This window comes from Sphingomonas sp. (genome assembly GCF_019749955.1).
GTDB lineage: Bacteria > Pseudomonadota > Alphaproteobacteria > Sphingomonadales > Sphingomonadaceae > Sphingomonas.
Genome location: NZ_JAIEPC010000009.1, coordinates 38,211 through 57,507, shown reverse-complemented (window position 1 = coordinate 57,507; position 19,297 = coordinate 38,211). Strand labels below are relative to the sequence as shown.

At 62.8% G+C, this 19,297-nt stretch carries 16 protein-coding genes and 1 tRNA gene; 10 read left to right on the top strand and 7 right to left on the bottom strand.

The genetic code is table 11. From position 1 onward, the window contains the following. The first annotated feature begins 348 nt into the window (after positions 1–348). The 9 genes from K2W81_RS02420 to K2W81_RS02380 all read left to right on the top strand — a co-directional run bounded on the left by K2W81_RS02420 (position 349) and on the right by K2W81_RS02380 (position 11,604). Positions 349–1,509 carry a hypothetical protein gene (locus tag K2W81_RS02420; RefSeq protein ID WP_294100950.1) on the top strand — a complete coding sequence of 387 codons (1,161 nt, stop codon included), beginning with the start codon at positions 349–351 and terminating at the stop codon, positions 1,507–1,509. Positions 1,510–1,924: 415 nt separating this feature from the next. Continuing rightward, complete coding sequence (locus tag K2W81_RS02415) at positions 1,925–2,542, top strand: hypothetical protein (protein ID WP_294100948.1); 618 nt, start codon at positions 1,925–1,927, stop codon at positions 2,540–2,542. 60 nt (positions 2,543–2,602) lie between these two features. Next, positions 2,603–2,773, top strand: coding sequence for a hypothetical protein (locus K2W81_RS02410; RefSeq protein ID WP_294100946.1), 171 nt, complete (start codon positions 2,603–2,605; stop codon positions 2,771–2,773). 141 nt (positions 2,774–2,914) lie between these two features. Then, positions 2,915–5,911 (top strand): RelA/SpoT domain-containing protein, encoded by a 2,997-nt coding sequence (locus K2W81_RS02405; protein WP_294100944.1) that lies wholly within the window; start codon positions 2,915–2,917, stop codon positions 5,909–5,911. A 183-nt stretch (positions 5,912–6,094) separates the two neighbouring features. Beyond that, positions 6,095–7,408 carry a metallophosphoesterase gene (locus K2W81_RS02400; protein WP_294100942.1) on the top strand — a complete coding sequence of 438 codons (1,314 nt, stop codon included), beginning with the start codon at positions 6,095–6,097 and terminating at the stop codon, positions 7,406–7,408. Then, on the top strand, positions 7,405–9,375 hold the full coding sequence (locus K2W81_RS02395) for a hypothetical protein (protein WP_294100941.1): 1,971 nt from the start codon (positions 7,405–7,407) through the stop codon (positions 9,373–9,375). The genes K2W81_RS02400 and K2W81_RS02395 overlap by 4 nt, the downstream gene beginning before the upstream one ends. Before the next feature lie 26 nt (positions 9,376–9,401). Beyond that, positions 9,402–10,508, top strand: a complete 1,107-nt coding sequence (locus tag K2W81_RS02390; protein ID WP_294100940.1) for a hypothetical protein — start codon at positions 9,402–9,404, stop codon at positions 10,506–10,508. Positions 10,509–10,545: 37 nt separating this feature from the next. Continuing rightward, on the top strand, positions 10,546–10,755 hold the full coding sequence (locus tag K2W81_RS02385) for a hypothetical protein (RefSeq protein WP_294100938.1): 210 nt from the start codon (positions 10,546–10,548) through the stop codon (positions 10,753–10,755). A gap of 123 nt (positions 10,756–10,878) precedes the next feature. Continuing rightward, positions 10,879–11,604: a dTMP kinase gene (locus tag K2W81_RS02380; protein ID WP_294100937.1), complete on the top strand. Its 726-nt coding sequence runs from the start codon at positions 10,879–10,881 to the stop codon at positions 11,602–11,604. Positions 11,605–11,628: 24 nt separating this feature from the next. Here the strand turns inward: K2W81_RS02380 and K2W81_RS02375 are convergent, their stop codons facing one another. The 7 genes from K2W81_RS02375 to K2W81_RS02345 form a co-directional block, all read right to left on the bottom strand. Continuing rightward, positions 11,629–11,955, bottom strand: coding sequence for a hypothetical protein (locus K2W81_RS02375; protein WP_294100936.1), 327 nt, complete (start codon positions 11,953–11,955; stop codon positions 11,629–11,631). Between the two features lie 705 nt (positions 11,956–12,660). Continuing rightward, positions 12,661–12,735: transfer RNA gene (locus K2W81_RS02370), tRNA-Glu, on the bottom strand. 45 nt (positions 12,736–12,780) lie between these two features. Beyond that, the gene (locus tag K2W81_RS02365; protein WP_294100935.1) at positions 12,781–13,173 is read right to left on the bottom strand and encodes a VOC family protein; all 393 of its coding nucleotides are present in this window, start codon (positions 13,171–13,173) and stop codon (positions 12,781–12,783) included. A gap of 10 nt (positions 13,174–13,183) precedes the next feature. Then, positions 13,184–14,938 (bottom strand): single-stranded-DNA-specific exonuclease RecJ, encoded by a 1,755-nt coding sequence (recJ, locus tag K2W81_RS02360; protein ID WP_294100934.1) that lies wholly within the window; start codon positions 14,936–14,938, stop codon positions 13,184–13,186. A 143-nt stretch (positions 14,939–15,081) separates the two neighbouring features. Beyond that, positions 15,082–15,855, bottom strand: a complete 774-nt coding sequence (locus tag K2W81_RS02355) for an SDR family NAD(P)-dependent oxidoreductase (RefSeq protein WP_294100933.1) — start codon at positions 15,853–15,855, stop codon at positions 15,082–15,084. A 167-nt stretch (positions 15,856–16,022) separates the two neighbouring features. Next, positions 16,023–16,505, bottom strand: coding sequence for a hypothetical protein (locus tag K2W81_RS02350; protein ID WP_294100932.1), 483 nt, complete (start codon positions 16,503–16,505; stop codon positions 16,023–16,025). A 214-nt stretch (positions 16,506–16,719) separates the two neighbouring features. Continuing rightward, on the bottom strand, positions 16,720–17,034 hold the full coding sequence (locus K2W81_RS02345) for a hypothetical protein (RefSeq protein WP_294100931.1): 315 nt from the start codon (positions 17,032–17,034) through the stop codon (positions 16,720–16,722). 316 nt (positions 17,035–17,350) lie between these two features. Between K2W81_RS02345 and K2W81_RS02340 the strand changes: the two genes are divergently transcribed. Then, on the top strand, positions 17,351–19,198 hold the full coding sequence (locus K2W81_RS02340; protein ID WP_294100930.1) for a winged helix-turn-helix domain-containing protein: 1,848 nt from the start codon (positions 17,351–17,353) through the stop codon (positions 19,196–19,198). The last annotated feature ends 99 nt before the right edge of the window (positions 19,199–19,297 follow it).

Sequence of the window (19,297 nt, the reverse complement as noted above, 5' to 3'; positions counted from 1 at the left end):
ACGGTATTGCGCCTGAGCTAACAACGCGGGGCACCCGCGTTGTTAGCGGTATTGCGCCTGTAAAAAAGGGGGCCTGTAGGCACCCTTTATAGGCTGAATCGGCGCGATTGAGCCGGTGCGCCGATTTTTCATTGACGGATAAATCGAAGTCGGGAGTCTGAAGCCTGTTGCGATGCCAGTCAACACCGTGTATTTGAATCGAAGGGAAATGGAATCGATTTATCCGGGGTGACGATCTGCTTCGGACAGATCGAGCATGGGAAGTGGAAGTGAATTATGGGGAAGAACGCCACTTCATGGGTGCGAGGCAGAGGTAGGCCAAACAAAAGCCAAGGGATTCTTGCAAAAATGGTCGTCGCCCATGCCCCTGAGTTGGCAGGCCAAGCCCTGTTCGAGTCGGTAGACGGCCAGGCACTCCCGATCGAGGAGGAGGGGATCGGAGGCAAGCTCGACCGGATTTCCCGGATAATTAGCCGGGAACTTGGGAATGCGGTCTCCGGAGGCAAATCTGTCCTGGATTCGGAGGAGTCGAGCGAAGGTGACGACGACGGCCTCGAAGAGGCGTTCGCAGGCCTCCGGACGATGCTCAACAGCAAATCCCCGGAAAATGCGTTTTCATTCGCAGATAGCGCAGTATATGCGAATGACCGGGTTATTGCGACGCTCGTGCGCCATCTGGTCGAGCATGTGGTTATCGACCACGAGCTGCGGGCGATGGCCAACGATGCGAGGCGTCGCGCTGCTGATGAGCTCCGCAACATCCCGACGGCCATGGTCGATTTCGTCAACCGCCTGATGGCGTCAGGTGTGCTGGTAGACGACGTCCGGAACATGCCGAAGGCACGGCTTGCTTTGGTGGTGTCGGCGATCAAGGAGATGGGGCACCAGGAAGCGTTGGACGCGGTCCCCGATGCCCTCCCTCCATCGACATGGTCTGAAGCAGGGGATGGCTCGCCGACTGTCCCGCCAGACGAGGACGAGGGCGGCTTGGTCCAGCCGTCAGAAGGTTCGACGGATACTTCGCTGGCCATGACGACCGTCGCACTCGGCGGCATCTGGGGCGACATTGACGTGTCGCACACTGGGTATCGGATCGAGGAGCGCCTGATGAGTTCTGACGAGGACCTGGCGGTGACGCGGATGCAGCTTCCGCCTGATCGGTCGATGATGGCGCTAGCGCCACCGACAGGGATAGAAATGTCGTTTGCAGAGGGAGCGGAATCGGATCGGAATGGCTTGCTAGCTCAGCGTTTCCTGGACAAATACTGCACTCGGATGAAGGTGGGTATGACCGAGCAGGAGCGTCGACTGTGGCTTTTCCTGCTGTTCGAGGAGAGTACGCCGACGGTCGAGCTCCAAATGGGCCGGAATGGGTTCTTCGATGGTGTGATGATGCCAGGTCCGGAGGGTTCGTCGATAGTCCGCAGGCTGGTGGCGATCGATAGAAGCAAGTTGGACGATGCGCTTGACGCACGCGCGCTGGCAGAACCCGCGGTGCACGGGCGGTAGAAGTGGGTCTTCTTGAGCGACGAGCATCATCGCTCTCCGGCTATTGGGGACATGGTCATGTCGGCCGCGTCGCCTAGGCTCACGCGGCCGGTTCGAGCGTGACCGCCAGCACGGGGGGCGCAGCGTCAATGTGCCCGACGTTGTCGGCCTGGTTGACGTTGGCGAGCGGATGGTCTATACTGAAACTTGTTTGCGATCCGAATCATCGCCAGGCTGACACCGGCCTGCGCGAAGGCAATCTCGTGCGCGGTGCCGCGCCTACCAAAAAACCCCAATGTTAGGTGCAAAAAGGGGCTGTGGGACGGATTTGCGATTCAAAAACTCACCCATCAATCTAACATTGGGTTGCCGTAATGGTCAAAAATGGCTATATTGCGTGCTTTCCGGCGCTAAGGTCGGCACAGCGCGTATTTGAATGTTAGATAACATGTTAGATGAAGAGCAGTGGCATGGCGACGCCGGTTCAGAAGTCCGTCGGTGCATCAGCGTCCTCAGAAGGGCTGAGTATACGGTCGAACAGGTCAGTCGCGACCTGCATATCGCGGAAGCGGAGCGGGAGACGGCCAGACGAGATCTTGACGTCGCAAAGCGGGTCTATTTCGCCGGCCAGCGAGATAAGAGTCGCATTCATGCACCCCAGGTCACTCCACAGAAGCGGGCATGGCTGAAGGAGTTGGGCAGGCATGACGGGTTTGGCACGGCCGAGATGCGCTCTGCGGCGGCTTCGGTCGGTTGGGATCCGACCGACGGAGCGTTGCGCGGATTGGTATCGGCCTACCGGAAGGCAGGCTTCTTCATGAACGTCGGTCGCGGTTTCATGCGGTTTGATCGGCACTGTATCGCGAAGGCGTTGGGCGATGTCTTCGACGACGAGGTTGACCGCGATTCACAGCAAGCTGGGGTCGGTGTCACCGGTGACGATCCCTCGCCGGATACGGCTGATACAACGGATCTTCCCGACCTGTCAGGCATTCCGCCAGCGACAGCTCGCCGAAATGACGATTTCGATTATCGCGATGACGACTATGAGTAGTGCCCTCCTTACAGGCCCTAGGGTCGCGACAGTCGGCCAAGGGGTTTGCGCCGATGCGGCATGCCGGCCGATGGCGCCGACTGCCCCAGCCGCACGCCCAGTCATGGTCTGATTTCGGTGTGGATTGGCATTTCGCTGCCGTTTGCGCTCGCCGCGTCGAACGGCCGCAATTGTCAGGAAGAGACATTTGCGCATTCGCATGCCCGATGTCTTGCAGACGGCAAAACTTGAGCCGGTAGCAGACCGGCAGCTCACTTCGATGACGAACGAGATAGCTGTCCCTCTCTGCCAGGCCAAAGCTAGGTAGCTCCGCGGATCGTCGTCGGATATGTTTCCCGCAATTCGGCTTTGGGGGCGGGGCGGGAGCACGGAATGACCTTCGACGAATATCAGAGCGGAGGGATGGTCCTTTACGCCGAGTTTGCTGAGGCGGTAGCGGCGATCCTCGAAGCCGCGATCGCCGAGCAATGCGACCTTCGCCTGCAGAACATTCAGCGCCGGGCGAAGGAGCCGGTGTCGCTCGAGGCGAAGCTCGCCCGGGGCGGGGCAACCGCCGACACACCGATCGGCGACGTCGCCAAGGACGTCTCGGGCTGCCGCGTGATCTTCTACACCAACGGCGACGTCCAGCGGTTCGGACACAGCGGCATCCTGCGCGACAACTTCGACGTCGATTACGATCGCTCCAAGATGCACTACCCCGAGAGCAAAGAGGAGGGCGCCGAGTTCTTCATATCGGAGAACTGGGTGGTGAAGCTGAGCGAGAAGCGCTGCGCGCTTCCCGAATACCGCCGCTTTACCGGACTGCGCTGTGAAATCCAGGTCCAGACGATCCTTGACCACGCCTGGGCCGAGATGGCGCACGACACCATCTACAAGCCGATGACCGACGTGGGGTTCGGGGCCGCGAAGATCGAGGCGATGCGCAAGCGGTTGCGCAAGGTGATGCAGGAGCACCTCCAACCGGCTGGCTACGCCTTCGACAAGATCGCGAGCGACTATGCCCGCCTGCGGGACGGCAAGGAGATGTTCGACGGAGACGCCCTCGCGGCGATCCGCGCCTGCGAGGATCGCAACAGCCTCGAGGAGACGGTCGAGCGCTACTCGAACTTCGTGCTGCCCCACTTCGACGACTATGCCGCCGCCGCGCCCGACATCATCGACGCGATGTCCGACGCGGCGATGCGCGCGCCCGGGATGCCCGAGGTGCCGCTCAATTACTTCAACCGCGAGTACCCCGGCACCGAGAGCCACGCGGTCATCGTCAAGATCTGCCGGATCCTGCAAAGCGGGTATCTGCTCTATGCGGCGCCCGAGCGGATGTTCGACGCCGTGATCGCCATGCGCCGCGCTGTCGTCACGGACGACGAGCGCAAGCCTATCGACGATCTCGCCCGGCGGTTCGCCCAGTATGAGCTCCATGCCTGGAAACGGGTCGGGCCGGCGATCCAGCGGCTGATCGTCGACAGGTTCGCCGGGATGGACGACGCGCCACTGCTCGATGCCGCCGCAAACGCCACCATCATGCTAAAGGAAACCCTCTCGAGCACGGTGACCGGCACCAGCTGGAAGGCCGACGCGATGCTGCTCCACAATGGATCGGTCGTCGTCACCGGTGCGCTGAAGCAGATCCGCCGCGACGCGCTGGGGCAGCTCGAGCGCCTGCACGTGCTTCTCGCCAACGACAGGCTGAAGGGCAATGTGCGCCATGCCATGCTCGCTGCGGGCAGCACGCCGAACAACGCCGGCTACACCGATCAGCTGGGCGAAGTCATCATGGACGACCTCGCGCAGGTCATGGGGTTCTTCGCCGGGGTGATCCCCGGCCTCGGGCTCGAGGCGAGGCGTCATCTCGAGGTCGCCGTCCATCAGCGATACTACGCCTACCACGCGCTGCCGCCCGCCATGGCCGGGAACGCCGCGCTGGCGGCGGCGCAGGGGCGGCTGCTCGAGGCGTTCGCTGCCGTGCGTGCCGCGCTCGACGCCGATCCCGAACTGGGCCGCTACCGGTTACTCGTCGGTTACGACAGCGTCACCGCGAGCATGTGGGCGAAGCCGGGCTTCGACTACGAGGCGAGGAAGGAAGAGCAGTCCGCAGGCATCGACGCGCTGATCGCGGAAGTCACTGCCGACACATTGGACGAGTGGCTCGCGCGGCTCGAGCGCTTCGTCGAGACGCGCAGCAGCGACGGGGCGACGTTCGTGGGACTCCAGGACTTCATCAAGCGGCTCGCGACGAAGCAGCCCGACATCCTGCTGTCGTGGTTGCCCCGGCTCAGCGACCGCCTCGCCGCATGGCTGCCCGGCATGCTTCACGGGCTCTGGGAAGCCGGGCGCGGTCCGGATATAGACCGGCTGGTCGAAGGCTGGATCGGCGAGGACCGGCACCTGTCCTCGATTGCCTACTATCTGCAGTTCGCCGAGGCGTTCCGGTTCGACCTGCTGGCCACAATTACCGGCAAGGGGCTGGCCGCAGCGGACGACGCGATCCTGCACAACGCCGCCATCGCTGCGGCCCGTCAGTCGGCGAAGCATCCGTCGGGCCTGTTCGACGAGATCTACCTTCCGGCCGCGCGGTCCTTGGCGTCGCGCGGCGTCTTCAGCTGGACCGGCGGCATGTTCAACTGGGACCAGGTCGCGCTGCTCAAGGGACTCTCCCCCGAGCAGGTCGACCCGCTGCTCGGGCTGATGACCGACGTGCCGCGGCTAGGCAGCGACGGCGAGGCAATGCTCGCCGTCATCGCGGCGGAACACGTCCAGGCCGTCATCGACCTGATCGGCCGGCGCTTCCAGCACGACAGCAAGAGTGGGGACGTCAGATACGAGGACCTGCCGCACGGCCTCTACTACCTGCGCGCGCCGCTCGCGGCAGCCCCGGGCGAGATCGTGGCGGCGGCGAGGGCGTGGTTCGACGCCAATCCGGCGTTCTCGCAGTTCCACGGCGGCCGGCTCATCGCCGAGCTCTTCCCCGCACTGGAGCACCCGCTCTATGCGCTGCTCTACAGCCAACTCGAACAGGGGCGCGAGGGCATCGACTTCGTGCTCTCGGTGCTGAGGGCCTACGAGGGCGAGAAGTTCCTGCATCCGCTGCTGCGCGCCATCGTCGGCTTCCTGCCCGCAGACGACGAGCTGCTGAACATCGTCGACGTCGTCATCGACTCGAGCGGCGTTCTCGTCGGCGAATATGGCAGGGTCGAAGCGCAGGAGGCGCGGAAGGCCCTGGTCGCCGAATGGGAGGCCGACGAGAACCAGGCCGTTCGCGACTTCGCTGCGCGCTTCATCCGGTCGGCGGACAACCAGATGGCGATGGAGCGCCGCCGCGCCGACCGGACCATCGCGCTGCGCAACATCGAGTTTGACGGTTCCTAGCGAACAAGTCGCTGAAGCAATTCAGCCCAGCGAACTCAGATGCGGCCAAGGTCAGGGCCGCCCGCAAGAACCCAGGCTAACGACTGCTTTTTGGGTTAAGGCTATCTCAGCCCCATGGACTTCGAGAAGCAGGCTAACGTAGCCTCGCTTGGTCCCCGCAAAACTGGGTGCAGCTCAACCTGAATGTGCTATTCCAGTCAGCGAGGCGGCACTGACGACGAACGCAGAACAGGACAGAACTTGCAGCTGTTTAAGGTCATACAAGTCGGAGACGTCCATTACACGGACAAGGAGAACACAGCGTCCCCAGTGGATAACAAGGACCCCGGATTCCCGAAGACCCTGTCGGCCTCTATCGGGATGCCGCCCCTCCAGTCGATCTACCGGGCACTCGCGAAGAGCGTTGAGGAGGAGCGGCCTCAGCTCGTAGCCTTCATGGGCGACTTCACCAATCGGGGTGACCAGACCGGCCTCGACGAATGCCTGAGTTACCTGCGCAATCTCTTCCCGACTGACTGGTCCAGTGGCTCGGCACCGGACTGCCAGCTGCTGATCGGCAACCACGACGTCGACCGCCGAAAAGATCCCGAGACCGACCAGCGCTTCGACGACATCAATGCTTCGATCACCGGCGCGGGCTTCCCAGCCGCGAGCGTGCTCAACCCGGAGGTGCGGGTGTTCGGAGGGACCTCGCCCGCAGAGCTTCGCGTATACGGCGTCAACAGTTGCCGGGGCTGCGGCCAGATCCGCCTGCTTGGCGGCATCCTCGCAAAGCAGGCGGGTCCAGAGATTGAGCGCATCCTCCGCGATGGCGGCAGCGAGGCTGAACTAAATGAGATCTACGAGGGGATCGACACTCCGGCGATCGACGATGAGACAATGCGGCTCCTCCGGGAATCGATCTCGGCTCTGCCCGAGACGGCGATGCCGGTCGTCTGCGCGCACCACAACATCCTACCGCAGACTACTCCCCGCATCGCGCCTTACTCTGAACTCATCAACGCCGGTTCAGTCCGATCGGCGCTCTTGACCCTCAAGCGGCCAGTGATTTTCCTGCATGGCCACCTCCACGACGATCCGGTCGAGGTTGTGCGGTCGCCGAGCCATCCGGGCGGCGCAATCATCTCGATCTCCGCGCCGCTGCTGCGGGACGGCTTCAACGTCGTCAAGATCGCCTTCAACGAGGACGGCGTGCCGCTCGGCTGCCAAGTGGGCCGTCACCGGCGCAGCGGCAGCCATGTCGAGCGACTGACGTCGCAGTCGGTTCCGATTTGGGATGCTCGGGAGGGCCTCAACATGGTGAGCGCGAACGGCCGGGAGCTAATGCGGAAAATCGAGCCCGATCAAGTGAAGTATTCCGCCGAACTCTCGATCAGCACCGGCTGGGAGGCAGCCATGCTGCACGGTGTCATCGACGAACTCCGGTGGCTCGGGCTAGTCCACGTCCAGAACCCCGACAGGCCAAGCGCGCACTGGCGCATCTCGAGGGCGGTATGACCGAGATCAGGAACCCTTTCCGACCCACCCGCTTTGAGCACGAGCAGCATCCGTTGATCTGGATCTCGCCCGACGTGAGTAAGCTGGAAGGGACGAAGTCGGCCTACGTCGCCGGGACGCGCGGTAGCGGCAAGACCAGCCTGTTAAAGGCGGTGAACTGGAGAGAGCGGCTTCACAATCCCACGGTCCGCGATCAACTGGGGTCTGATGCGCCGGACTACCTGGCGGTCTACTTCCGGCTGCCCGACTACCTCGCGAGCGCAATAGGCCTCATCGACTGGTCAACGGCCTTCCCCGAGAGCCCAAGCGCCGAAGCGGTTGGGCATACTCTGTTTTCGCAGCTCATAGAATTCGTCGCCGCTCAGCTGATTTGCGAGGCGCTAGCATCGCTGCGCGCCGCCGGCCGCTTCCCCTACCCGTTCGAGCAGGAGGAACAGACCGTTCGCGGCCTAATGTCGCGATACCCGTCGCTCGACGTCAGGCGGACGGGGGTCTGCCGCAGCCTGGATGACTTGTCTGAACTTTTTCGCGAAGCCCACCAGCGCCTCAACGTGCTGATGACGCGAGGCATGCTGCGCCAGGCGCTGGACCATACCCTGCCGGTGCAGCCGGGTTTCTTCATTAACGACTTGGCTTCTGCGCTCAGATCGCTTGCCTGCTCGACCGACGGCGTCTGCTCGGCTGACTTCCACGTGAAAATCTGCATCGACGACTGCGAGACGCTCCGACCGCTCCAGCAGCGCTTCCTCAACACGATGGTCCGTAACTCGAGCCATCCACTGTTCTGGGTGATCAGCTTCGTGTCGGTCGACTACGACTCGACCAACACTATCCAGCACAACCAGACACTCAGCGACGCCGACCGCGCGCAACTCCACCTAGACGAGATCGACGGTAAGCACTTCTACCGGCTTTGCGAGAACGTCTCCCGACTTCGCATATACTATTCAGACATTAGCGGAGACCGTCCCCCGCCGGACCGGCTGCCGGCGAGATACTGCAATCTGCGCGACCTCCTCGGAAGCCTTAACGTGGACCAGGCGCTGTTGGAGGCGGCGCGGAACTCGCTCTCCTCGGACCTCGCTGCATTGGTTGAGAAGAGCCGGCGTTCGAGCTCCGCAACGCGCCGAAAGGCGCCGCCGATTTATGAGACCTACGTGCTCGAGAAGCTGGGCGAGCGACTGCGCGACACCCGGGACGAGAACGTGGATGCCTACATGCGCAGGAAGCAGTTCGCCGCGCTTCTTGCGATCTACTCCGAATTCCGGCTCAGCCGCATCCCCTACGTCGGCGCCCAGACGATCACCAACATGGGCGACACTTGCATACGCGACTATCTCGAGATTATGGGGGCGATCTTTGAACAGGCTGTCGCGCGCGGCGAGATCCGTTCAATCGCCGACCTTCAGCGAAGGGAGGAGCCGCTCTCGGCGGACACCCAGCTCGAGGGTGTCCGAGTGTCGAGCAAGGCCAAATACGACGGCATCCGCAATAACTTCGAACGCGACGGAGCCGAGGCCGAACGGGCGATGGAGTTCATCGGCAAGCTCACCGCGAGGTTGCAGTCGAACCATGCCTCGACCTCCACCCTCTCCACACCCGAGCGGGGCAACTTCCACTTCGATTTGGACACGCTCGGTCGGGGCCGCATGTCCACGCCGGACAGGAAGGCGTTCATCCTGCGTCTGCTCAGGCGATGCGAGGCGGACGGGCTGCTGCGCCCCCCGCGCCAGGGGCAGATTGGCGAAGGGCGTGAAGAGCCGGAACTGACCTTCCACTTGCACCGCCGCTTCGCCTCCTACTTCGGCTTCTCTCACCGTGGACCCTACGGGATCCTGCAGATGCCGATGGAGGAGTTCGCCGAGGTGTGCGACGCGGGATCCGATGTCCAGGTCGACGAGGCGGTGAGTCGGGCGTACGCCCGCATTCTGCGCGAGTCGCCGGACGAGCATCCGAGACTCCTCTGATGGTTAGCAACGCAACCTCGGCGGGGATGAATGACGTGATTTGGCGACGCGGACACGTCGAAATGCGGCAGGAGCGGCGCATCAGCGAAAGGATGGAGGCTGCGGGCGACCTGCTGGTTCTCACCTCGAGCTGGGAGCGAAGATGCATCGAGGTCGCCCGAGTGATGCACGGCCGCTACGCCGTGGCCACCGTGATAACTTTCGCCGAGGAAGGAACATCTGGACGCCGGGCTGATCACGACGCCGAACTGTGGCGCCTTGCGACCGAACATGCCGTGAGCGTAGCCGATCTCGGCCGTCAGTCCGTGTCGGATGTCGAGAGCTGGCGCGACGCAATCGCCGAGCTCGTCGCCCGAACGCGGATCGAGCTGGGAAGGCCGCTCGACATGGTCGTCGACGTTAGCTGCCTCCCAAAATACTATATGTTGACGCTTATGGGTTACTGCGTGTCGTCCGGATCGGTTCGGTCCTTACGGCTCCTGTATGCCGAGGGGCGCTACGCGCCTTCCGACGGGAACACGTCTCTCTCTCCGGACCATGCGTTCACCGAGGGGGCGTGGCGCTCGCTGCCGGTGCCCTACCTCGAGGGGCGGCTGTCACCCGACAAAAAGGTCGAGGTCATCGCCTCGATCGGCTTCGAGACGTTCCAGGCGAGGAAGCTGATCCGCGTCTACGAGGCCGAACGGCATTGCCTAGTGACGCCCTACCCGGGCTTCTCCCCAGAATACGGTGACCAAAGCGAGAAGGAGGCGAAAGCGCTCGCCACCAACCTCGACCTCGACGAGCGCGAGATCTTGAGGTGCCCGGCCGGGGACGCCGCAGCCGCCGCGGAAATCGTGATCGACGTCCTGGACCGCTGCGATAGGTTCAAAGAGGTCGGCCTCTGCCTCGGCACGAAGCCGCATGCGATAGGCTTCGGCATCGCCGCCTTAATCAGGCCAGACTTCACGCTGGTTTGCCGGATGCCCGACCGATACGTGGAAACCGAAACGCCGGCCACCGGGATCATGTGGTCCTACAAACTGCATGACTTGAGCGTCGCGACATCCCCAACGCACGGCGACGCCGACGCAATGGGACCGAACGCCGCACGAGAAGGCGATGGAAGTCCGGTTCCATCAGCGGCGACGTGACCCGACCTGAGCAAACGCTGGCTTACGGGATCAGTGATTGGCCCGGCGAACGACCGCGATAGGGTGCATTGCCGATGGTCTGCTTCTTCAGCGGCAAACGGCAGCTTATGCCGAGAAACTTCGTTTGGAGAGCGATGCCAAGATGATCATCATCAAATATGATCTCAAACGAGATCAGAATTTGATCGAATGGTTGAGACGCCCGCCGAGCTGCCGGTTGTCGCTTGAACTGCGCACCAACCTGTAGCACACACGATTTCGGACGAACTAAGAATCGCGGATTGCTGCGGGTTTCAGGACAGTCAAAATGTGGAGCAGATTCCCTTCACCCGCTCCACCCCTTGCGCGATAGGGCGTCGATCCGAAACTGATGACGCACCCTTCGCTCTCCTCGCGCGCGGCGCTGCTCGTCGCGATCGAAGGCGGCGATGGCGCGGGCAAGGCGACGGCGGCGGCCAATCTGGTCGCGCTGGCGCAAGCCGCAGGCCTGACGGCGACGGTGCTGTCCTTCCCGCGCTACGGCGATACTGTGGGAGGGCATGTGATCGGCGATTTTCTCGCCGGGCGCCTGCCGCGTGCACTGACGCCGCAAGCCGCCGCCGTGCTGTATGCGCTCGACCGGTTCGAATCGGCGGCGCATCTGGCCTCGCTGGCCGCCACGCATGATCTGGTGGTGCTCGATCGCTACATCGCGTCGAACATCGCCTATCAGGCCGCGAAGGTGCCGCCGGGCGAAGCGCCCGCGCTGATCGACTGGATCGTGCGGTTGGAGACCGGCCAGTTCGGCCTGCCTGCGCCGGGACTGACGATCTATCTCGACACCCCGCTGGAGGTCGCGCGCGACCTGATCCTGCGCAAGCGCCAGCGCAGCTACACCGATCGCAGCTATGACGAGCATGAAGCCGATCTCGCGCTGCAAGCACGCGTGCGGGAAAATTATGCGGCGATGGCGGCGGCCGGCGTGCTGGGCCGCTGGGTGACGGTGCGCACGGTCGCGGACGTCACAGGGGCCAACGGGGCGATGCGGACGCCCGAGGCGATCGCGGCGGAAATTGCGGCGGAAGTGCTGGCGGTGGTGGGGGTGGCGCTGCCCTGACCCGTAATCCTTGCGGCATTACACTCATGCGTCGTAAACCAGATGCCAGTTCACCAAAGCAGACATGGCGATCACGCAAATACCGACTCCGCCGATGGCGGACCACTTTAGACCAGGATGATCCGCGAAGCCAAAGACGTAAAGCAGCGAGATGGCAGTAATCAGGATGACGATTCGAACTTTTGGAATAACTTTCACGGTTCGAGCCATCATCGCTCCATAAACCTTTTCAACTTTCAGAATTTCAGCCTCGTTCGGAGGAGAATAACTGGCTCGAACTTCAATATATTTCTGCAGTCCGATCACAAAGGCTGGAACGAGAACAAGAACAAGGATGACGTCGGTGTTCATATTGATCAACCCTCTCCGATCACCCAGATTTCACCGGACAAATCGATCCCGTAGAAACCGCAAATGATTGACCACTCGAATGCAGAGCGTCTTGCGCTTTCTGTTTCCGATTCCACCTTTTCACAAATCGGCCATTTGCCCTCCGCCCCCAGTCAAAAGCAGCGCCGCCAACTTTGCGCGCGATCCTACCACCTGGCAAGTAACCAGCGGCGAAACTAGCTCCGTCTTCGATAAGACCGTGATTATCACCTATACTCCAATGAAGGAGCGCTGACCCCCCGATGCTCATATATTCTGCAGCGGTGCCAGCAACGGCAAGCGGAGCAAATCCTGTGTAGGTTCCCAAGACTTGCGCACCATCTCCTGGAATTACGGTGACAGTTTACTAAATGCACCACCCTTCCAATGTCGGAAATCTTCTGCAACGTTTGCCGCGCGCTCTTTGACAATCGAACCCGACTCGCCGCCCGCGCGGCACCGCGATGGCCTGACCCCCCTGGGATGGTCGTGACTTTTGTAACCTTTCGCGCGTGCGACCATAGTCGAGTGGGCGCTTTAGCCGGATCGTCGTGGTTATTTTTTGGTGAGGGCGCTGGCGCTTCCGTCACCGTGGCAGACTTCTTCGCCCGGGCGGGTGGATCGCTGGTGAGGTCGCTTCGCTTCCGTCACCAAAGCACAAATCATCCCCCGGATGATTTGAGTCTTTGGTGACCCCTACGGGATTCGAACCCGTATTTCAGCCGTGAAAGGGCCGCGTCCTAACCCTTAGACGAAGGGGCCAAACCGGAGCTTGAGCGGGCGCCCTAATCAAACCCAAGGCAGGGGTCAAGCGTCCGCGCCGACTTCGTGGTGGCAAACCGCTTGCAGCTTGTTGCCATCGGGATCGCGGACATAGGCGGCGTAATAATTGGCGTGGTAGTGCGGCCGCAGCCCGGGAATACCGGTGTCGGTGCCGCCATGCTGGAGGGCGGCGGTGTGAAACGCATGCACCGCCGCGCGCGACGGCGCGACCAGCGCGACGTGATTGCCATTGCCGCGCGCCGCCGGGCGGCCATCGAACGGTTCGAGGATGAACAGCTTCATGCCCGCCGCTTCGCCGAACACCAGCGCGCCGGTCATGTTGAACGGCTGGCCGATGCCGAGCGTCGCCATCACCGGTTCGTAAAAGGCGCGCGCGCGGTCCAGATCGCGGGTGCCCAGAGTGACATGGCTGAACATACACGCATCCTCAGTCGGCCCAGGCGGCATCGTCGAGGTGAATCTCGGCGGCGGGCTGGCTCCCCCAATCATCGATCTTCGCGCGCCCGGCAATCCACAAGCGCCGGTGCGACGGCGCCGACAGCAACGCTTGTCCCAAAAGGCTTTCGGCCTGTCGAAACGCCACTGTCTTCAACCGCGCGCCATCTTCGCCCGCCATGATGGCACGCACATGACCATTGCCGACAATATCGGCCTTGATCACGCGCACCGGCCCCGCCGCGACGCGCGGCGCGGGCCAGCCCATGCCGTAAGGGCCGCCGGCTTCGAGCGCATCGACCAACGCGGGCGAGACGCCACGCGGGGTGAGCAGCGCATCGACCAGCAGCGCGCGGTCGCCGATCGAACGGGTGACGCCCTCGGCAAGGCGCGCTTCGAGGAAGTCGCTGAAAGCGGCGATGTCACCTTCGGCGATCGTCAGCCCCGCCGCCATCGCGTGGCCGCCCCCCGCGACGAGCAGTCCGGCTTCCTTGGCCGCCAGCACCGCCTGGCCGAGATCGACGCCCGACACCGATCGCCCCGATCCCTTGCCGATGCCCTGCTCGTCGAGCGCGATGACGATCGCGGGCTTGCCGAATTTTTCCTTCAGCCGCCCGGCGACGATGCCGATGACGCCGGGGTGCCAGCCTTGGCCCGCGACGATCGTGACGGCGCGGTCGGGGCGGGCCATGGCCTCCGCACTCGCCTGGACATCGCCTTCGATCGTGCGGCGTTCCCCGTTCAGCCGGTCGAGCTCGGCGGCGATGACGCGGGCCTCTTCGGGGTCGTCGGTGGTGAGGAGGCGCACGCCGAGATCGGACTTTCCCACACGCCCGCCTGCATTGATGCGCGGCCCCAGCGCAAAGCCCAAATCGGTCGCGGTCGGCGCGCGGGTGAGGCGGGCCGCGTCGAGCAGCGCCGACAGGCCGATGTTGCGGCGCTGCGCCATCACTTTCAGCCCCTGCGCCACGAACGCGCGGTTGAGGCCCCGCAGCGCCGCCACGTCCGCGACCGTACCCAGCGCGACGATATCGAGCAGCTCGAGCAGCTTCGGCTCGGGGCGGCTCGCGAAATGGCCGCGCGTCCGCAGCGTACGGATCAGCGCCGCACCGAGCAGAAACGCCACGCCGACCGCCGCCAGATGCCCGTGCGCGGCGCCCTCGGCCTCGTCGAGCCGGTTGGGATTGACCAGCGCGTAAGCGACCGGGAGGGCAGGCGCGCATTTGTGGTGATCGACCACGATCACATCGACGCCGACCGCGCGCGCCATCGCCAGCGCTTCGAACGCCTGCGCGCCGCAATCGACCGTGACGATCAGGCTCGCGCCCTCACCCGCGAGCCGCACCAGCGCCTCGCCCGATGGGCCATAGCCCTCCATCAGCCGATCGGGGATATAGGCGACGGGATCGAGCCCGAGCGACCGCAACAGCCGGATCATCAGCGCGGCGGAGGTCGCGCCGTCGACATCATAATCGCCGAACACCGCAACGCGCTCCCCCGCGAGGACGGCGGTCGCGAGTCGCTCGGCAGCGCGGTCCATGTCGCGGAAGATCGAGGGGTCAGGCATGAAACCGCGAATGCTGGGCGCGCGGTGCGCCTCAAGCGTCTCGCGCGAACACCCGCGCGACAGGAGGAGCTGCGTGACGAGATCGTCGCCGGTGAGGTCGTGGCGCGCATCGGTTTCAAGCGCCCGCCACCGCCACGGCTGGCCGAGGATCGACTGGGTGATGTTGAGGACATGGGACATTGGGGAGGGTGTAGGGGAAAGGCGCGCGGGCGGGAATCGGTTTTGGTGGGCGGTGGACTGCGCCAAACGGATGCGCCGATGAAGCTCGCCCGACGAGCCATGCTCGCCGACATCACAATTGCACCGGCGCCCCGCGCAGCAGCTCAATAAAGCCGTGAGTGTTGGCCGCCCTGCACGGGGATTGCCGCGCCGCTGATGAAGCTCGATTGGTCGGAGAGCAGGAATTCGATCGCATCGGCGACAACGTGCGATTCACCGAGCTTGCCCGTTGCGGTGTAGCGTTCGAGCAGCTTTTCGAACAAAGCCGGTTCGGCCTCGGCATAGGGATCGACCATTTCCGAATGGCAATAGCCGGGGCAGATGGCGTTTACCCGAATGCCCCGACGAGCGTAATCAATCGCCGCAGTCTTGGTCAGGCCGATGACGCCCCATTTGCTGGTCACATAACCGCAATTGCCGATGTCGCCGCCAACGGTGCCGTAAATCGACGAAATGTTGACGATCGATCCGCCGCCACTGGCGAGCATGGCCGGAATCTGGGCGCGCATACTGGCGAACACGCCGGTCAGGTTGATGTCGATGACGCTGTGCCAATCTTCGTCGGTAAAGTCGGCGACCGGCTTGAACATCCCGCCGGTTATGCCTGCATTGTTGACCGCGCCGTCGAGCCGCCCAAAGCGATCAACCGCGCGCGCGACCATTGCATCGACATCGGCCTGCACCGTCACATCGGCCTTGATGAACATCCCTTCGCCGCCCGCCGCTTCCATCTGCGCCACGACGGCCCGGCCTTGCTCCTCGCGTCGCCCGGTGATGGCGACCTTCGCGCCTTTGCTCGCCAGCGAAACCGCCGCTGTCGCGCCAAGGCCGGATGTGGCGCCGGTGATGAGAATGACTTTGTTCTGGAAACTGCTCATTGGAGTTCTCCCGAAAATGAAAACTGGACCACAACATGTGCGATGCGCTGGTCAGAGCGAACAAAGGTGACACTGCGATGGACATAGCGACTCGCGCTGCGGCGCTTTCAAACGCAGCCTGAGCGGGAAGGGGCGCTTCTCCTTCCCGCTCCGTCAAGACTCAACGCTTACTGGAACCACTGGCCCGTGCCTGATGAGGCACTGCCCTTGGCGTGGTTTGTAATGGTTCCGCGCCGTCCAGCATAGGCCCCGCTGGTGCCGTACAATCCGCCGATGCAGCTGACTTCTTGGGTCGCTTGGTCGATGAACTGGCAGCCCATTGCCGCGCTATAGGCGCCATCACTGGCGGTGACGTCGCACAGCATATGGAACTCGAACAGCGAATCGCGGGGCGGCTGGGTCATCATGACGCAGCTGAAGCTGGCCTTGGTGGTCTGGCCGGTCGAGGTCTTGCCTACGCTGCTGCCGGTCCAGTGCATGCCCGAATATGGGACGCCGTTCTTTCCATTCCCGCCGACCGTGGTCGGGGCATTGCTCGTCGAGGTAAAGGTGAAGGTGGTGTCACCGCTTTGGGCAAAAGCGGGGGCGGCCATGCCGATCATTGAGAGTGCGGCGATCACGCCAGACAGGGTGGAATTAGGCTTCTTCATGACATTTCTCCTATGCCCCGCGCTTTCGGTCGCGCTTGTGGCACCCGCCCTCGCGAAGCGGAAACCGGAGAGCGGGTTTGTGGTTTTGAACGTAAGGGGAATACCGGTCGCCTGCACCCGCGCAAGGCGAGGCGAGGGGTGTGGGCGGGGTTTGATCCGAATGGTCATTCCAAACTAGATTTGGAATGACCATTCAGCTCGGGCGCACGGCTCTCTATCGCGTGGCCAAAGCCACCTGCACGGTACCCATGCTGCGCTGGTAGTAAGCGATAAAGCCACTGACCTGGGTCGCTGCAACGGCCTGAGCGACCAGGCTATCGCGGCATTCCCTTTGCGCATTGACCTTGCCGAGGGTCGAGACATCGCTGCACGCGCGCGCGGCGGTCAGCTTGAAAGCTTCATAATTGGCTTCAACCGAACGGGCAGGGCTATACCGGAAGGTGACGGATTCGGCTTCCTGAGCCACAGCGGCTGAAGCGGAAAGGATGGCGACAGCGCCGATGATGAAGGCTTTTGCAGTCCTTGACATGATGTGTCTCCTCAGTTGGGCTACCAACCATCGCTGGCTGTGCAGTCTTTCTGGAGGAGGCCCCTCGAAACGTCCTGTGGCCGGTATGATTTCGACATGATGGATTTATGATGGGACGTGATTGATAGTTTTTACAGAGACTTGAGCTGCAATTTTTCCGTTGGGCTTCGCACCGCAGCCTCCTGAACAGCAAAATAACCTATCCTTGACCCATCACCCGATTCCGGCCAGTCTCTCCCGGGCCTGAAAGACCTGTCGAGTGTGCGTTCTGCGTGGGTGGAGAGAGGACGCTGTTGTGACGAGGGGACGGGACGTCATGGCATTTGCTGGAGAGACTTTAGCCACAGGTTTTGAATTAGGGGCGTGCAGCGTCCATCCCAAGCGCAACCTGATCACATTTGGCGATGAGACGGCGAGCCTTGAACCCAAGGTTATGGATGTCTGTTGTCTGCTCGCCGCGCGCGGTGATGACGTCGTGTCGCGCGATGAGCTGATCGATCACGTGTGGGGGGTGAAGTTCGGCTCGGACGAAAGCCTGACCCGCGCAATCTATATCTTGCGCCGCGCTCTCGCCCACATGTCGGGTCATGAGAAACCGATCGAGACTGTGTCCAAGAAGGGCTACCGGCTCGCAGTCCCGGTCTCGCCGCTAAGGTCAGCAGCGCCAGAAGCAAGGCTTCCCGCTGCCGCCCCGGCCGAAACCTGCCCCTCAATCGCGGTGCTTGCCTTCGCCGACATGAGCGCCACCCAGGACCAGGGTTATTTCTCCGACGGCGTGGCCGAGGAAATCATCAACGCGCTGGTGCCCCTAAGCGGCATTCGAGTCGCGGGGCGGACATCCTCCTTTTCGTTCAAGGGCGAGAACAAACGCATCAGCGCAATTGGCGAGGCATTGGGCGTCGATCATGTCCTTGAAGGCTCGGTCCGCAAGCAAGGGGAGCAGCTCCGGATTGTCGCACAGCTGGTTGATGCGCGCAGCGATACCCACGTCTGGTCCCACACCTATCATGGCACGGTCGATTCGGTGTTTGATCTTCAGGATCAGATTGCCCGCTCGGTCTGCAATGAGTTACGGGTCATTTTCCACCTTGATGAGAATGAAGGGCGCCTTGCCCCTGCGCTCACGGCGAGCAAGGAAGCCTATGACCTGTTCCTTCAGGGACGGGCGCTGCGCGAGCGCATCTTTGGCGCGGGCGTTCTTGAGCAAGCCGAGGATTTCTTCAAACGCGCTATAGCGCTTGATCCTGAATTCGCCGAGGCTTGGGCGGAGCTTGGCTATGCACTGGCTCAGATGGCAGGCTATGTCGCGGCGGAGGACCGCAGATTGGTGCTCGCCAAGTCGTATGACGCCGCGCAAAAGGCAATCGATCTCAGGCCCGATTACGGCCTGCCCTGGATGGTTCGATCTTGGACTCCGCTGTCACAAGGTAGCTTTGCAGAGTCGATCCGGCTTGCGGACCGCGCCTGTCAGCTTTCGCCCGATGATCCCGATGTGCTCGTCCGCTACGGCTATTATCTGGCGGTCATCGGGCGCGTGAGGGATGCGCTCCCGCCGATCAGGAAGGCAGTTGAGCTGGACCCCATTCAGGGCCGCAATCATATGATCCTGTCCATGGCCCTGCTCGCCGCAGGGGATGTCGACGGGGCGGAGCATCACGGCCAGCTCGCCGTTGGTCTGCAATATCATGCGGCGAGCCTGCCTGTCCAACTGGCCGCCAAGGCCGCGGGCAACGCTGAACTCGCGATTGAGCGGATGGTCGCGGGTATCGAGACTTCAGCATCCCGTGCGTTCGTTTCCGAAGTCGCAACGCCGCAACTCTGGCGGATGGTCGGGACTATCGTTTTTGCCGGAACCGACGAGCAGCGGAAGGGCCTCATCGCGCAAATGCTGGCGATGATTCCCGAGCCAACCCGGCGGTCCGATGTTGCCTTCCTCCATATTCTCTTGTCTTGCGGCGGATATGACGCCTTTTTCGATGCGTTTGGGGACCGGGCTGAACCCGGAAACCACATCATCCTGTGCCTGCTCTGGTGCGGCTTTGCCCCTCAGCGCGGCTTGCGTGAACATCCGGACTTCCCGGCCTTTGCAGCGCGGATCGGCCTCAGAGCTGCGTGGGATGTGTACGGTTTGCCCGACTGCTTGGGCGATTGCGATACACTTTGACGAATGCGGCTGCCGCTGCAGTGCGCACCGTCCACGGGATTGTTTTGGCTAAGGCCTTCAGCTAGCCCTTGATTCTATGGTCGCGAAAAAGGCCGGGGG

What these genes read in the sequence shown, in the direction of transcription:
- K2W81_RS02340 (WP_294100930.1), top strand. Translation starts at nt 17,351, where the DNA reads ATGGCATTTGCTGGAGAGACTTTAGCCACAGGTTTTGAATTAGGGGCG.
- K2W81_RS02400 (WP_294100942.1), top strand. Translation starts at nt 6,095, where the DNA reads ATGTGCTATTCCAGTCAGCGAGGCGGCACTGACGACGAACGCAGAACA.
- K2W81_RS02345 (WP_294100931.1), bottom strand. Translation starts at nt 17,034, where the DNA reads ATGTCAAGGACTGCAAAAGCCTTCATCATCGGCGCTGTCGCCATCCTT.
- K2W81_RS02420 (WP_294100950.1), top strand. Translation starts at nt 349, where the DNA reads ATGGTCGTCGCCCATGCCCCTGAGTTGGCAGGCCAAGCCCTGTTCGAG.
- K2W81_RS02405 (WP_294100944.1), top strand. Translation starts at nt 2,915, where the DNA reads ATGACCTTCGACGAATATCAGAGCGGAGGGATGGTCCTTTACGCCGAG.
- K2W81_RS02350 (WP_294100932.1), bottom strand. Translation starts at nt 16,505, where the DNA reads ATGAAGAAGCCTAATTCCACCCTGTCTGGCGTGATCGCCGCACTCTCA.
- K2W81_RS02415 (WP_294100948.1), top strand. Translation starts at nt 1,925, where the DNA reads ATGTTAGATAACATGTTAGATGAAGAGCAGTGGCATGGCGACGCCGGT.
- K2W81_RS02390 (WP_294100940.1), top strand. Translation starts at nt 9,402, where the DNA reads ATGAATGACGTGATTTGGCGACGCGGACACGTCGAAATGCGGCAGGAG.
- recJ (WP_294100934.1), bottom strand. Translation starts at nt 14,938, where the DNA reads ATGTCCCATGTCCTCAACATCACCCAGTCGATCCTCGGCCAGCCGTGG.
- K2W81_RS02365 (WP_294100935.1), bottom strand. Translation starts at nt 13,173, where the DNA reads ATGTTCAGCCATGTCACTCTGGGCACCCGCGATCTGGACCGCGCGCGC.
- K2W81_RS02410 (WP_294100946.1), top strand. Translation starts at nt 2,603, where the DNA reads ATGCCGGCCGATGGCGCCGACTGCCCCAGCCGCACGCCCAGTCATGGT.
- K2W81_RS02395 (WP_294100941.1), top strand. Translation starts at nt 7,405, where the DNA reads ATGACCGAGATCAGGAACCCTTTCCGACCCACCCGCTTTGAGCACGAG.
- K2W81_RS02375 (WP_294100936.1), bottom strand. Translation starts at nt 11,955, where the DNA reads ATGAACACCGACGTCATCCTTGTTCTTGTTCTCGTTCCAGCCTTTGTG.
- K2W81_RS02380 (WP_294100937.1), top strand. Translation starts at nt 10,879, where the DNA reads ATGACGCACCCTTCGCTCTCCTCGCGCGCGGCGCTGCTCGTCGCGATC.
- K2W81_RS02355 (WP_294100933.1), bottom strand. Translation starts at nt 15,855, where the DNA reads ATGAGCAGTTTCCAGAACAAAGTCATTCTCATCACCGGCGCCACATCC.